This window comes from Barrientosiimonas humi (assembly GCF_006716095.1).
GTDB classification, from domain to species: domain Bacteria; phylum Actinomycetota; class Actinomycetes; order Actinomycetales; family Dermatophilaceae; genus Barrientosiimonas; species Barrientosiimonas humi.
The window spans coordinates 209,377-222,753 of record NZ_VFOK01000001.1; the positions used below are offsets into that span (position 1 = coordinate 209,377).

The following is a 13,377-nucleotide window of genomic DNA, read 5'->3' on the forward strand; positions in this document are numbered from 1 at the left end:
CGAGCCGGCGTGCGGGTGGCGAGTCGATGTGCGGGTGGCGAGCCGGCGTGCGGGTGGCGAGCCGACGGCCGGTGCGGGCGCACGAGCCTCCGGCGAACCGACGTACGACCGCGTAGCCTGACGGACGTGTCGTCGCCGTGGTCGTCCGTGCTGGAGGGGATCGCCGCGCCGACGGCGGTCATCGACGCGGCGGCGCTGCGCGCCAACGCCGACGACCTGAGGCGCCGATCGCCGATGCCGATTCGCTTGGCCTCCAAGTCGATTCGCGTGCGCGGGTTGCTCGAGCGGCTGCTGGGCGAGGACGGTTTCGCCGGGGTGCTGGCCTACTCCGCGGCCGAGGCGCGGTGGCTGGTCGGGCACGGCGTGCAGGACGTGCTGGTCGCCTACCCGACGGTCGATCGCGACACCGTGCGTGCGGTCAGCGCCGACCCGGTGGCGGCGGAGCAGGTGACGTTCATGGTCGACCTCGAGGAGCACGTGCGGCTGCTCGCGGAGTCCGCGACGGAGCACCCGGTGCGGGTGTGCATCGACGTCGACAGCTCGCTGCGGCTCGGCCCGGTCCACCTCGGTGCGCACCGCTCGGCCGTGCACTCGCCGGGTGAGGCGTCTGCGCTCGCGGCCGAGGTCGTACGTCGGGCGAACCTGCGGCTCGTCGGTCTGATGTTCTACGACGCGCAGGTCGCGGGGGTGCCGGACACCGGTCGGCACGTGCGGCTGATGAAGGAGCGGTCGTGGGCCGACCTGGTGCGGCGGCGCCGGGCGGTGCGGGAGGCCGTCGAGCAGCACGCGCCGCTGGAGATCGTGAACGCGGGCGGGACGGGGAGCCTGCACCGGTTCGCCGACGACGGGGTGGTCACCGATCTCGCTGCGGGCTCGGGGCTGTTCGCGCCGGCGCTGTTCGACCGCTACGACGGCGCGCGGCTGCGATCGGCGGCGTTCTTCGTCTCGCCCGTGGTGCGCAAGCCGGCCGACGATGTCGTCGTGACGTTCGCCGGCGGATATCTCGCGAGCGGCCCGGCAGGCCCTTCGCGCGAACCGGTCGTGGCATTCCCCGAGGGGCTGAAACCGTTGTCCCAGGAGGGTTTTGGCGAGGTGCAGACTCCGCTGCGTGGGCCGGCGGCCCGGTCGATGCGGCTCGGTGACCCGGTGTGGTTCCGGCACGCGAAGGCCGGGGAGATGTGCGAGCGGTTCGACCAGGTGCTGCTCGTGGAGGCGAGCGGCGAGGTCGAGCCGCTGCGGACGTACCGCGGGGAGGGTAAGAACTTTGGCTGACCGCGTCTGGCGCAACTGGGCCGGCAACGTCGAGGCCGCGGGGTTCGACGCGCTGGCGCCGGCCAGCACCGAGGAGGTCGCGCACGCGGTGACGCTCGCGGCGCGCACGGGGCGGCGGGTGAAGCCGATCGGCTCGGGCCACTCGTTCACCGCGATCGGGCAGCCGGTCGACCTGCAGCTGCAGCTGCACCGACTTACGGGCGTGGTCGCGCACGACCCCGAGACCGGGCGGGTGCGGGTGCGCGCGGGGTCGCGGCTGCGCGACCTGAACCGCGAGCTGCACGCGCTGGGGCTGGCGTTCCCCAACCTCGGCGACTACGACGGGCAGACCGTCTCGGGCGCGATCGCGACCGGCACGCACGGGACGGGCGCCGGGCTCACCGGTCTCGCCGGGTTCGTGCGCGGCGTCGAGATGGTGCTCGCCGACGGGTCGGTGGCGCGGTTCGACGACGACCACCAGCCCGAGCTCGTGGCCGCGGTGACGGTCGGCCTCGGGGCGCTGGGCGTCGTGACCGAGCTCGAGCTGCAGTGCGTCCCGACGTTCCTGCTGCGCGCCGAGGAGGCGCCAGACCGGCTCGACGGAGTCTTGGAGCGACTCGACGAAACCATCGACGGCACAGACCATTTCGAGTTCTATTTCTTCCCGCACACCGACCTGGTGCAGACGAAGACGAACACCCGCGTCGAGGACCTCGGGGAGCGCGCCCCGCTGCCTCGCTGGCGCGCCGTGCTCGACGACCGGCTGATCGCGAACACCGCGTTCGAGGGGCTGAACCGGGTGGTCAGCCGCGCGCCCGGCGCGATCCCGCGCGTCAACCAGGTGAGCGCGCGGGCGTTGTCGCGGCGGACGTACACCGATCTGTCGTACGCCGTCCTCGCCACCGAGCGCACCGTGCGGTTCACCGAGTCGGAGTTCGCGGTGCGGCGTGGTGACGTGGCGGACCTGCTGCGCGAGCTGCGGGCGTACTTCCGGCGCGGGGAGCAGCAGGTGGCGTTCCCGATCGAGGTGCGCTTCAGCGGCGCGGACGACCGGTGGCTGTCGACGGGGTACCAGCGCGCGAACGCCTACGTCGCCGTCCACCAGTACCACCGGCGCTCGAATCAGCCCTATTTCCAAGACTTCTGGGCGATGCTGCCCGGCGATGCCCGGCCGCACTGGGGCAAGCTGCACGACCTCGGTCACGAGGAGCTGCGCGCGCTGTACCCGCGCTTCGACGACTTCGTCGCGCTGCGCGACCGCCTGGACCCCACCCGCGTGTTCGCGAATCCGTACCTCGACCGGGTGCTGGGGGTCTAGGGGGGGGGGGGGGGGGGGGGGGGGGGGGGGAGGCCAGCTGCATTTCGTACGTTCATGCACGATCTGAGAGGCCCCGCCCCGGGATCTCGTGGGCGACCCGCTGTATTTCGTGCGTTGGTGCACGATCTGGAGGCTCCGGTCCGCGCCATGCTGGTCGAGTAGTCCGAGCAAGCTGGTCGAGTAGTCCGAGGCGCTGGCCGAGGGCGTATCGAGACCGATCGGTCACGAGCGGCGGAAGGCTCAGAGCTCGTTATCGCGGCAGTACTGCTGCTCGGCAGGGGTGAGGTCGACGTCGCCGTTCTGCCACGCCCAGCACAGCTGTGGCGAAACGGCATTGGGCGGCAGGGCGGGGTCGTCGCCCGTCTGCGAGCGGGAGTACTTGTCGACGCACTGCAGGTACTGCTCGTGCGTGTCGGGGGTGCGACACTGCGTCAGGGTGGGGCCCTTGACTCGCTCGATGCGCCGCTGCAGCTCCCGCCACTCGGTTCGCGTGCAGGCGCGCGTCGTGCCCGTCTCCGGATCCGTGCAGCTGTACGCCCGCGTGGGTGCGGGAGTTGACGCGTGCGTTGTCCCCGTCGGCCGCTTCGTCGTCGAGGGCGAGCTGCTCCGCTCCGCGGTCGAGGTCTGCGGGGCGGGTGCGCTCGGAGTCGGGGTCGGTGCCTTGGTCGGAGAAGGCGACGTGGTCGCCGACGGGGTCACAGTCGTGGGCGGTGCGGGGCTCGATCCGGTTGAGTTCGTCGCCGTAGTGGTCGACATCGTCGCGCTCGACGTTGCGGAGCCCTGCGGTGGATCGTCGCCGTCGGCGGCGCAGCCGGCGAGGACCAGCGATCCTGCGACGCCGAGCGCGATGAGTGTCGGTGTCCGTGACATTCAGAATCCCCCTGCTCGACCGCACGATCTGTGCACCTGCTGCCACGAAACGTAGCGTTCCAGCGCCGTGGTCGGGGTGTTCGGGATCAGCAGCCGCGGTCGACGGCCCGGCTTGTGCGATGCCCTCGAGAGCGGGCGGGGCGGCTACCCAGCTCGCGGTGAGCCGAACAAGCGGGTCGATGTAGTCCGAGGCGCTGGCCGAGGGCGTATCGAGGCCGATCGGTCAGAAGCGGCCGCCGGGGACAGCATGAGCGGTCAGCGGCGCAGCCCGCCAGCGACCGGCGGGTCAGGCCGGTGTGCGACAGCCCGGGGAGGGCGGTCTACCTCAACGGTCGAGCGACACGGGGTAGGCGAGGTCGTCGAGGAGTTCGAGGAGGCCGGGCCTGGTGGTGTGCGTACGACCGGTGGGGCTGGTCCATGTGCAGGTCCCGTCGGGGGTCATGACGACTCGCCACCCGGCTTCGTGCTTCGTGCAGTGGTGGTGCCGGCAGAGGTTCTGCAGGTTGGTCGCGGTCGTCCGCCCCCTCGGCCAGGGTTCGACGTGATCGAGGTCGGTGAACAGGGCGCGCCGGTCGCAGCCGGGGTAGCGGCAACGCCGGTCGCGGCGTTTCACGGCGCGGCGCAGCCGCGCTCCGGGACGGTAGCCGTTGCTTCCTGCTGCGGGTGGTGCGACCGACCGTTCCTCGGGAGGGTCGTCGGCCAGGGCGTGCGGGTCGAAGCGTTCCACGGTGACGCGGGCAGCGCGTTCGCGCAGCAGCTGGATGACCTGTCCGGTCGGGACCGGACCGGCGCGATCGTGGACCACGACGGTCGCGGAGCTCTTCAGGATCTCGGCGGCCTGTTCGAGGGTGACGGGCGAGCGGGCTGACGTGGCGGCCGCCGCACGGGTGGCCGAAGCGCTGACTGCGCACGGGTCATCGTCAGGGTGCTGGCATGGGACGGCAGCGGAGCCGTTTCCTTCGGGCGGGGAGGCGTCCCACTCCGGCGGTGAACCTTCCGCCGGCGATGAGCCGCCCTTCCCTGTCGGCGGTGACCCGCCGGCCGGCGGCGGGGCGTCGCTCTGCGGCGTCTGCGGCGGCGGTCCTCCGGGCGGGACGATCAGCTCGAGATGAGCGATGAGCTCCACGTTGGCCAGGGCCAGGTCGTGCAGCGCGTTGGCGCGGTGCTGTCCGAGCAGCAGCGGCCCACCGGCGCCGTCGCCCGACTTCGCTTCCTGCTGGGCGGCGCGGGCACGCTGGTCGACCGCGTCCATGACGGAGGCGGCCTGCCCGGTGGGCATGACCGCAGTGAGGGCGGACAGCCCGGGGGTGGTGTGCGGGTCGAGCCAGACCCCCGTGTGCTGGGCCTGGGTGCGGCGCAGGGTCGTGCGGGCGGCGCTGGCTTCGAACCGCTCGACCAGGGTGCGTGCCGAGCGGCGGGCCTGGGTGGTCGACCGGTGGTGGACCTCGCGGCCGAGCACGGCCTCCTCGACCAGCTCGCACGTGTCGGGGCGGGCGTCCTGGACCTCGCGCGCGATCGCGGCGGCGGTGTCGAGGTTGGCCTCGCCCCGCGCGACCTCGGCCAGCACGGCCGGGACCCGTTGGGTCAGCCAGACCGCCTCGTCGACCATCGAGTCCGCCGCGTGCGGGCCGAGCCGCAGGGAGGGCGCCAGCAGGTCACCGGCGAAACGGCCCCGGTGGCCCGCGGGGTGCTCGGTGACGTCTCCGGGACGCGGCGCGTCGCCAGCCAGGCAGTCCGTGGCCGACCAGCGCGCCGAGTCGGGAGCAGTATCGAACCGGGCGCAGCGCTCGACTGCGTACGCCCGGACCGCACCGGCCTGGTTCATCAGCTGGTGAGCCAGCACCGTGACGTCCTCGAAACGTGCCAACCGGGCCGCGGCCTCGTCAGCATCACGCCACGCCTGCGGCATCTCCGCAGCGGCCTCGGCGTGCACGGTGACGTCCGGAGGGGCATCGTCGGTCGCGGCAGCAGCTGCGGGCGCAGTGCCGGCGCCGGCGGGATCGCTCCCGGCAGCATCCACCTTCGCGCCGGGCTCGGTGCCCTTGCCCTGGGGGAGGTCGGCCGGGTCGAACCAGGCGTCGTCGCGCTCGATGGTGAACGGGTCGGACTGGTTCATCCGCCGCGCGACGTCGGCGGCGAGCAGCTTCATGCCTTCCAGCTGGAGAGTCACGGGGTCGGTGCCGGCGACCTCGACGCCGCTCAGCATGGTCTCGAGCGCGCCCAGCAGGCCGTCTTCGCACATCAGGTGCTCGAACACCTCACGCGCCCGCGCGGCCTCGTCGGCCGGCGGTTGCTGGTCGCTCCACATCCCCTCGCCGGGGATCGGAGCGGTGTTCGAACTCATGTACGCATACTACGAGCGACCACTGACAACCACCCTGAGCCCGGGTGACCCAGGGGGGTCGGAGGTCGAACCGGACGCGAAGAATCTGTGGGTCTGGCGGGCGTGCCGGCGTGGTCTCGATACGCCGCTCGGCTAGCGCCTCGCGGCTACTCGACCAGCTTGGGGAGGGCTGGCGTGGTCTCGATACGCCGCTCGGCTAGCGCCTCGCGGCTACTCGACCAGCTTGGGGAGGGCTGGCGTGGTCTCGATACGCCGCTCGGCTAGCGCCTCGCGGCTACTCGACCAGCTTGGGGAGGGCTGGCGTGGTCTCGATACGCCGCTCGGCTAGCGCCTCGCGGCTACTCGACCAGCTTGGGGAGCGGCTACTCGACCACCTTGGGGAGCGACTACTCGACCACCTTGGGTGAGGTCGGCTCGGTGAAGGCTACGGGTTTGCCGGCGGCGCGGGCGTACGCGATCTCCCGTGCGGTGGTCTCGCCGACGTACCCGCCGGGGTCGACGATCAGCACCCGGTCTGCCAGGTCGATCTTGCGCAGGTGGAGGGCGCCCAGTGCCGCCTTCTGCTCCTCGGTGAGCGGCTCGGCGGTCGTGGCACCCTGGCCGTACGGAAGCACGCTCGGCCCGACGACGATGACACCGGCGAGGGTCAGGTCGCGGGTGGCGGCGAGGATCTGGTCCGCGAACCGGACGGAGCCGCAGAGGCAGACGATCTCAGGTCGGTCGGGCACGGGGTGGTCCTTCGTGACGAGGTGGGGGAGCGTCCAGCATCCCCGAGCGTGTCAGACCGGCGCCGCGGCGAGCCGTGCCGCCCGACGCGTCCGTCGCGCCGCGCGCAACGAGTCGACCGTGAGCACTACGAGCGCGAGCCAGACGATCCCGAAACCGACCCACCTGGCCGTCGACATCTGCTCGCCGAGCAGCAGCACGCCTGCGAGCAGCTGCAGGATCGGCGTGATGAACTGCAGCAGCCCGATGGTCACCAGCGGCACGCGCCGGGCCGCCGCCGCGAACAGCAGCAGCGGGATCGCCGTCGCCACCCCCGAAAGCACGAGCAGCGCCGTGTGCCAGCCGCCGTGCCCGGTGAACGTCGTCTCGCCGCGCAGCGTCAGGACGACGAGGATCGCCGCCGCCACCGGGCTGAGCACCAGCGTCTCGGCCGACAGGCTCTGCAGCGCCGTCATCGAGCCGCCGACGCGCTTCTTGATGAGTCCGTACGTCGCGAACGACCCGGCCAGCGCCAGCGAGATCCACGGGGGCCGGCCGTACGCGATCGCCAGGTATGCGCACGCGACCGCACCTATCCCGACCGCGACCCACTGCAGCCGGCGCAGTCCCTCGTGCAGCACGACGACCCCGAGCGCCACGGTGACCAGCGGGTTGAGGAAGTAGCCGAGCGCCGCCTCGGTGGTGCGTCCGGAGATGACGGCGAGGACGTACAGAACCCAGTTCGTGGCGATGAAAAAGCTTGCGGCACAAAGCAGTCCGAGTCTGCGCGGATCGCGGAGGAGTCGCCCGAGCGACCGCAGCCGGCGGGTGAGCGCGAGCACCAGCACGCACAGCAGCGCCGTCCAGAGGATGCGGTGGGTGAGGATCTCCCACGCCCCGGCCGGGATCAGCGCGTGGAAGTAGAGCGGGAACGTCCCCCACAGCAGATACGCCAGGAAGCCGTAGACCGCGCCCTTGCGCGCCTCGACCTCCTGCTCGTCCACCCCGCAACGATAGGGCTGTGGTGGGACGACCGGCCGCCGCGTCCGAGGGCCAGACCCGTCGCCGACGCAGTGCTCAGTCGTGGCGGGTCCGCCGGGCCGTCCATCGCGAACGGCCGAGCGTCAGGGTCCACGCCGCGACTGCGACGAGCACGACGACCAGCGTCGGCCAGGGGTGTGGCTGCAGGTTCGTGCGCGCACCGCTGACCGGCAGCCTCGCGGCGAGGGCGGGGGACAGCTGCTGCACGCCGATCGTCCCGACGTACGCCATCAGCGCCACCGCGGGCCCGGCCAGTCGGCCGAACACGCAGGTGGCGACCAGCGCCACCGCCGCGAAGAGTGCCACGTTGCAGGTGATGTCGACCCACCTGGCGTCGTCGGGGAGGCGGAACTGGGCGACCCAGGGGATGCTTGCCGGAATCGTGACTGCGGCCACGGCGACCGTCGCCGCCCTGGTCCGCAGCCGCCGGTGCTGCGTGTGCTCCCAGCTCGCGAGACGTGACACGAGCAGCGCGGGGAGCGCTGCGGCGAGGAGCACGGGCACCAGTTCCCACACCGGGGTGAATCGCGGGATCTCGGTCGCGACGAGGCGAACCTCGAAGACGGTGACGCCGCTGGCGAGCACGAGCAGGAGCGCCCCGACCGACACGGCGATGGCCGCGACGGTGCCGCGTGCGGCGAGATAGAGCCGCCAGCCCGTCACCGGATCGCGCTGCTCGGGAGGCGGCACTCCCGCAGCCGATCCCCGTCCCGGCGCAGCAGCGCGAGCACCGAGCTCGGCTGCAACCGCTGCAGCTTCGCCGACATGCCGCTGTCGGGCGACCCGTCGAGCTGCGGTGGCGCGAACCCGGCCGCCTCGGCGATCCACCGAGCGAACCCGACCGAGGTGGCACGCGCGTCCTGGGCCGGGCCGACGGCGTCGCCGTAGACGTCCCCGCGCCGGTCGCAGGCGGGCAACCCGGCCAGCTGGGCCGCGAGGTCGCCGGCTGCCCAGCCGTCCCAGTCGGACTGGTCCGTCTGGAGGGAGAGAACGGTCGTAGCCGGATCGCGCGGCACCCCGAGCGCGTCGTCGGCGACCCCGGCCCCGAGCGCTCCTGCCGGGGCGTCGGCGGCGGTAAGGACCCGGTCCACCACCTCCGCGAGAGGAGCGAGAATCGCGGCCTTGGCAGCGTGCACGCACACCGGCGTGCCCTGCACCGTGGTGCAGCGGGCAGCTGGCGACGACTCCCGCTGCACCGCCGCCGGCGCCGACTGCCGAGCGATCCCACCGATCAGGAGAGGGACCAGGAGCAGCGCCACCCCTGCGTACGTCGTCGCTCGGCGGACGACGGAACGCTCGCTCACCGCGTGGCTGGCAGCGGCGGCGAGCAGGGCCACGACGCTGGCGAAGAAGAGCAGGCGGAAGACGGTGACCGGGCCCGACTCGATCAGACCTGCGGCTGGAGTCGCTAGCCGCACAGGCGCCACCGCGGGGCCCCACACGTCGACCGCGAGGATGCCGAGCAGGGTCACCGAGGCGGCCACCGTGACGGAGGCGACGCGGGGGAGCAGGCACCCGAGGAGATATCCGAACGCTACGGCGGTGAGCAGCACCAGAGCTGCCCCGGCGATGACCAGCAGGTCGGGACCGCCCGCCCGCGCGTTGCGCGCCGTCCAGACAAGCAGCGGCGCACACCCCATGAGCCAGCCCACCACCGCGGCCAGGCTTAGGAGTCCGAGCTGGGCGACTGCGACCGGACGTCCCGAACGGGTCGCGGACGGAGGGCACATGATGTTTCGGGGCGAGAGGTACCGACCGGCGGTCCACGCAGCGACGGCCGCTGCCCATGGCAGCGCGAGCACGAGCGACTCACGGGTCGTGGCCGAGGTCGCGATCCAGTCGGCGTACGCCCACGTCATCAGCGACCAGGCGCGCAGCAGCACGACGGCTGCGACCCCGCCTGCCAGGACGGCGAGCGCTGACCGCGGGACTGCTCGGAATCGCTGACAGCTCATGGAGATTCGTCCGCCCGTGGGCCGTGGAGTGCGGCGAGATAGCCCGCTTCGTAAGGGCTGGTCCCGGCGCCGGTTGCCTGGCCGGCGCCTGTTGTTCCGCGGGCGCCGAGCCTGGCCAGATCGTCCGGCGTGCCCGTGAACCGCACCTGCCCGTCGGACAGGATGATCACGCGGTCGGCGGCGTGCACCGCGTCGTCGAGCAGGTGGGTGGACAGCAGCACCGTGGCGTCCGTCGCCGATCGGACCGACCGCCGGAAGTGCACGCGCTGCTCAGGGTCGAGCCCCGCCGTGGGTTCGTCCAGCAGCAGCACGCGCGGGCCGTGCGCGGTGGCGGCCGCCAGCCCGAGCCGTTGACGCTGGCCGCCGGACAGCGTGCGGACCCGTTCGCGCTCGCGGCTCGCCAGGCCGACCCGGTCGAGAGCGTCCGACGCCAGGCGGAAGGCGTCGCCCTCGCTGACACCGCTGGCCCACGCGGCGAACGCCACCGTGTCGAGCAGGCGCATCCCGCCGGCGAGGTCGAAGCGCTGCGGCAGCCACCCGAGGAGCTCTCGCGCGGCAGCCCGCCCGTCCGTGGTCCCCACGTCGTGGCCGTCGACGAACGCGACGCCGGCCCCGACGGGTTGCGCGGTCGCCAGCACCGACAGCAGCGTCGTCTTGCCGGCGCCGTTCGGGCCCAGCACGGCGTTCACGACACCCGGCTGGGCGGTCAGCGAGACGCGGGCAAGCGCCTCACGGCGGCGGTATGCCACCGTGAGCCCGCGCACCTCGACACCCATGAATCCCCCCGGCGTGTGATGCGCCGAGGCTACTCAGTCCCGCGACCGCGCACGGCGGATCCGCAGACCTGCGCTCGCAGGTGCGGGCACCCGCCCCGACCTACGCCAGCTGCTCGGGACCCACGCTCCACGTGTCGCTGCCGGCGAGCAGTCGCGCCAGGTCCGCGTCGGTGGCGGGGCCGCCGCCCTCGCTCACGGCGGTGTCGATCTGCGCTCGCACGCCGTCGTCGTACGTCGGGCGCTGGACCGAGCGGAACACCCCCATCGGGACCTGGGCGAACGAGGGGTCGTCGAGCCGGCTCAGCGCGAACGCCTGGGCCGGGTCGTCGGCGTCGGCCCGGTGCCGCACGACGCGCGCCTCGTCGGCCTCGGACTCGGGCACGACCTGCAGCTGGCCGTCGTCGTCGCGCACGACCACGCGCGCCTGCTCGCCCGACCCGACCCGCACGGGCTCGCCGTCGACCAGGTGCATGATCCGCGCCGACGCCTCGTCGCGATCCTTGAGGATCTCGAACGCACCGTCGTTGAAGATCGGGCAGTTCTGATAGATCTCGACCAGCGCCGTGCCGCGGTGCTCGGCCGCCTGGCGCAGCACCTCGGTGAGGTGCTTGCGGTCGGAGTCCATCGTGCGCGCGACGAACGTCGCCTCGCTGCCGAGCGCCAGCGACACCGGGTTGAACGGCCGGTCGACCGACCCCTTCGGCGTCGACTTGGTGACCGCGCCGACGTCGGAGGTGGGGGAGTACTGCCCCTTGGTGAGGCCGTAGATCTTGTTGTTGAACAACAGGATCGTGAGGTTCACGTTGCGGCGCATGGCGTGGATGAGGTGGTTGCCGCCGATCGACAGCCCGTCGCCGTCGCCGGTCACGACCCACACCGACAGGTCGGGTCGCGACGTGGCGATGCCGGTGGCGATCGCCGGGGCGCGCCCGTGGATCGAGTGCATGCCATAGGTGTCGAGGTAGTACGGGAACCGCGACGAGCACCCGATGCCCGACACGAACACGATGTTCTCGCGCTTGAGCCCGAGGTCGGGCAGGAAGCCCTGCACGGCCGCGAGGATGGCGTAGTCGCCGCACCCCGGGCACCAGCGGACCTCCTGGTCGGAGGTGAAGTCCTTGCGGTTCAGCGTCTCGCCCTCGGCGAGCGCGGGGACGCCGGCGGTGCCCACCTGGGGCAGTCCGAGGTCGATGCTCATGAAGTCTCCTGGAGCTCTTCGACATGGTCGGCGATGACACCGGCCAGTTCCGTTGTGCTGAAAGGAAGTCCGCGCACGGAGGTGTGGCTCTGCACGTCGACGAGGTACTTCCCGCGCAGCAGCAGGGCCAGCTGGCCGAGGTTCATCTCGGGCACCACGACCCGGTCGTACGCCTTCAGCACCTTCTCGAGGTCGGCCGGGAACGGGTTGAGGTGGCGCAGGTGCGTCTGGGCGACGCTCGCGCCGGTCGCCCGCACCTGGCGGACGGCCGCGGTGATCGGGCCGTAGCTAGACCCCCACCCGAGCACGAGCACCTTGGCGTCGCCGGTCGGGTCGTCGACCTCCAGCGGCGGCAGCGAGTCGGCGATCTTGTCGATCTTGCGCTGGCGCATCCGCACCATGTGGTCGTGGTTGGTGGGGTCGTAGCTGATGTTGCCGGTGACGTCGGCCTTCTCGATGCCGCCGATGCGGTGCTCGAGGCCCGGCGTGCCGGGCACCGCCCACGGCCGCGCGAGCGTCTCGGGGTCGCGGGCGTACGGGTGGAACGTCGGGTCGCCTTTGTCGTCAACGGCGTTCGGCTCGGTCGCGAGGTCGACGTGCAGGTCGGGCAGCGACTCGATCGAGGGCACCTGCCACGGCTCGGACCCGTTGGCGAGGTAGCCGTCGGACAGCACGATCACCGGGGTGCGATAGGTCGTCGCGATGCGCACCGCCTCGAGCGCGATGTCGAAGCAGTCGGTCGGGGTGCTCGGCGCGATCACCGCGACCGGCGACTCGCCGTTGCGGCCGAACATCGCCTGCAACAGGTCGGCCTGCTCGGTCTTGGTCGGCAGCCCGGTCGAGGGTCCGCCGCGCTGCACGTCGACGACGACCAGCGGCAGCTCGAGGGACACCCCGAGCCCGATCGTCTCGGCCTTCAGCGCGAGGCCGGGGCCGGAGGTGGTGGTCAGCCCGATCGCCCCGGAGAACGCCGCGCCCAGCGCCGCACCCACCCCCGCGATCTCGTCCTCGGCCTGGATCGTGGTCACCCCGAACCGCTTCAGCCCGGACAGCACGTGCAGCAGGTCAGAGGCGGGGGTGATCGGGTAGGAACCCAGCACCAGGGGCCGGTGCGCGCGGTGCGCTGCGGTGACCATGCCGTACGCCATCGCCGTGTTGCCGGTGATGTTGCGGTAGGTGCCGCTCGACATCGGCGCCGGGTCGATCTGGTAGGTGACCGCGAACGCCTCGGTCGTCTCGCCGTAGGCGTGCCCGGCGTGCAGCGCCGCCAGGTTGGCCTCGAGCACCTCGGGCTTCCTGGCGAACTTGGCCTTGAGGAACGCCTCGGTGCCGTCGGTCGGACGGTTGTACATCCACGACAGCAGGCCCAGCGCGAACATGTTCTTCGCGCGCTCCTTGTCCTTGCGCGTCAGCTCGGTGAACTCGGCGAGCGCGTCGACCGTGATCGAGGTCAGCGGCACCGCCTGCACCTGCCACGACTCCAGCGAGTCGTCCTCGAGCGGGTTGGTCTGATAACCCACCTTGGCGAGGTTGCGCTTGGTGAACTCGTCGCTGTTGGCGATGATCGTCGCCCCGCGCGGCAGGTCGCCGAGGTTGGCGCGCAGCGCGGCGGGGTTCATCGCCACGAGCACGTCGGGGGCGTCACCGGGGGTGAGCACGTCGTGGTCGGCGAAGTGCAGCTGGAAGGAGCTGACACCCGGCAGCGTGCCCTGCGGCGCGCGGATCTCGGCGGGGAAGTTGGGGAGGGTCGACAGGTCGTTGCCCAGGATCGCGGTCTCCGCGGTGAACCGGTCACCGGTCAGCTGCATGCCGTCGCCGGAGTCCCCGGCGAATCGGATGACGACACGATCGACTCGCTGGACGTGCTTAGCGCTCACGGCGGTCCTGATAGATCGGCAATAGGTCCTGGTGTCGATCGT

General features: G+C 72.2%; 11 protein-coding genes. 3 read left to right on the forward strand and 8 right to left on the reverse strand.

Translation table 11 applies throughout. The features are described 5' to 3' along the window. The first annotated feature begins 126 nt into the window (after positions 1-126). The 3 genes from FB554_RS00965 (at position 127) to FB554_RS00975 (ending at position 3,494) form a co-directional block, all read left to right on the forward strand. Positions 127-1,272, forward strand: a complete 1,146-nt coding sequence (locus FB554_RS00965; protein WP_142004226.1) for an alanine racemase — start codon at positions 127-129, stop codon at positions 1,270-1,272. Beyond that, positions 1,265-2,569: a D-arabinono-1,4-lactone oxidase gene (locus FB554_RS00970; protein ID WP_142004227.1), complete on the forward strand. Its 1,305-nt coding sequence runs from the start codon at positions 1,265-1,267 to the stop codon at positions 2,567-2,569. Before FB554_RS00965 ends, FB554_RS00970 begins: the two co-directional genes overlap by 8 nt. 505 nt (positions 2,570-3,074) lie before the next feature. Beyond that, positions 3,075-3,494 (forward strand): hypothetical protein, encoded by a 420-nt coding sequence (locus tag FB554_RS00975; protein WP_170206738.1) that lies wholly within the window; start codon positions 3,075-3,077, stop codon positions 3,492-3,494. Between the two features lie 270 nt (positions 3,495-3,764). Here FB554_RS00975 and FB554_RS00980 read toward each other — a convergent pair whose 3' ends face one another. From FB554_RS00980 to FB554_RS01015, 8 genes are all read right to left on the reverse strand, one after another. After that, positions 3,765-5,783: an HNH endonuclease signature motif containing protein gene (locus FB554_RS00980; RefSeq protein ID WP_142004229.1), complete on the reverse strand. Its 2,019-nt coding sequence runs from the start codon at positions 5,781-5,783 to the stop codon at positions 3,765-3,767. 386 nt (positions 5,784-6,169) lie between these two features. After that, on the reverse strand, positions 6,170-6,511 hold the full coding sequence (locus FB554_RS00985) for a hypothetical protein (RefSeq protein WP_142004230.1): 342 nt from the start codon (positions 6,509-6,511) through the stop codon (positions 6,170-6,172). 51 nt (positions 6,512-6,562) lie between these two features. After that, complete coding sequence (gene rarD / locus FB554_RS00990; RefSeq protein WP_142004231.1) at positions 6,563-7,492, reverse strand: EamA family transporter RarD; 930 nt, start codon at positions 7,490-7,492, stop codon at positions 6,563-6,565. Positions 7,493-7,565: 73 nt separating this feature from the next. Beyond that, complete coding sequence (locus FB554_RS00995) at positions 7,566-8,192, reverse strand: hypothetical protein (RefSeq protein WP_170206739.1); 627 nt, start codon at positions 8,190-8,192, stop codon at positions 7,566-7,568. Continuing rightward, positions 8,189-9,484 (reverse strand): hypothetical protein, encoded by a 1,296-nt coding sequence (locus FB554_RS01000; RefSeq protein ID WP_142004233.1) that lies wholly within the window; start codon positions 9,482-9,484, stop codon positions 8,189-8,191. Before FB554_RS01000 ends, FB554_RS00995 begins: the two co-directional genes overlap by 4 nt. Continuing rightward, the gene (locus FB554_RS01005) at positions 9,481-10,260 is read right to left on the reverse strand and encodes an ABC transporter ATP-binding protein (protein WP_142004234.1); all 780 of its coding nucleotides are present in this window, start codon (positions 10,258-10,260) and stop codon (positions 9,481-9,483) included. The genes FB554_RS01000 and FB554_RS01005 overlap by 4 nt, the downstream gene beginning before the upstream one ends. A 100-nt stretch (positions 10,261-10,360) precedes the next feature. Further along, complete coding sequence (locus FB554_RS01010; RefSeq protein ID WP_142004235.1) at positions 10,361-11,458, reverse strand: 2-oxoacid:ferredoxin oxidoreductase subunit beta; 1,098 nt, start codon at positions 11,456-11,458, stop codon at positions 10,361-10,363. After that, entirely contained in the window at positions 11,455-13,335 is a 1,881-nt protein-coding gene (locus FB554_RS01015) for a 2-oxoacid:acceptor oxidoreductase subunit alpha (RefSeq protein WP_142004236.1), read from the reverse strand. The genes FB554_RS01010 and FB554_RS01015 overlap by 4 nt, the downstream gene beginning before the upstream one ends. Between the last annotated feature and the right edge of the window lie 42 nt (positions 13,336-13,377).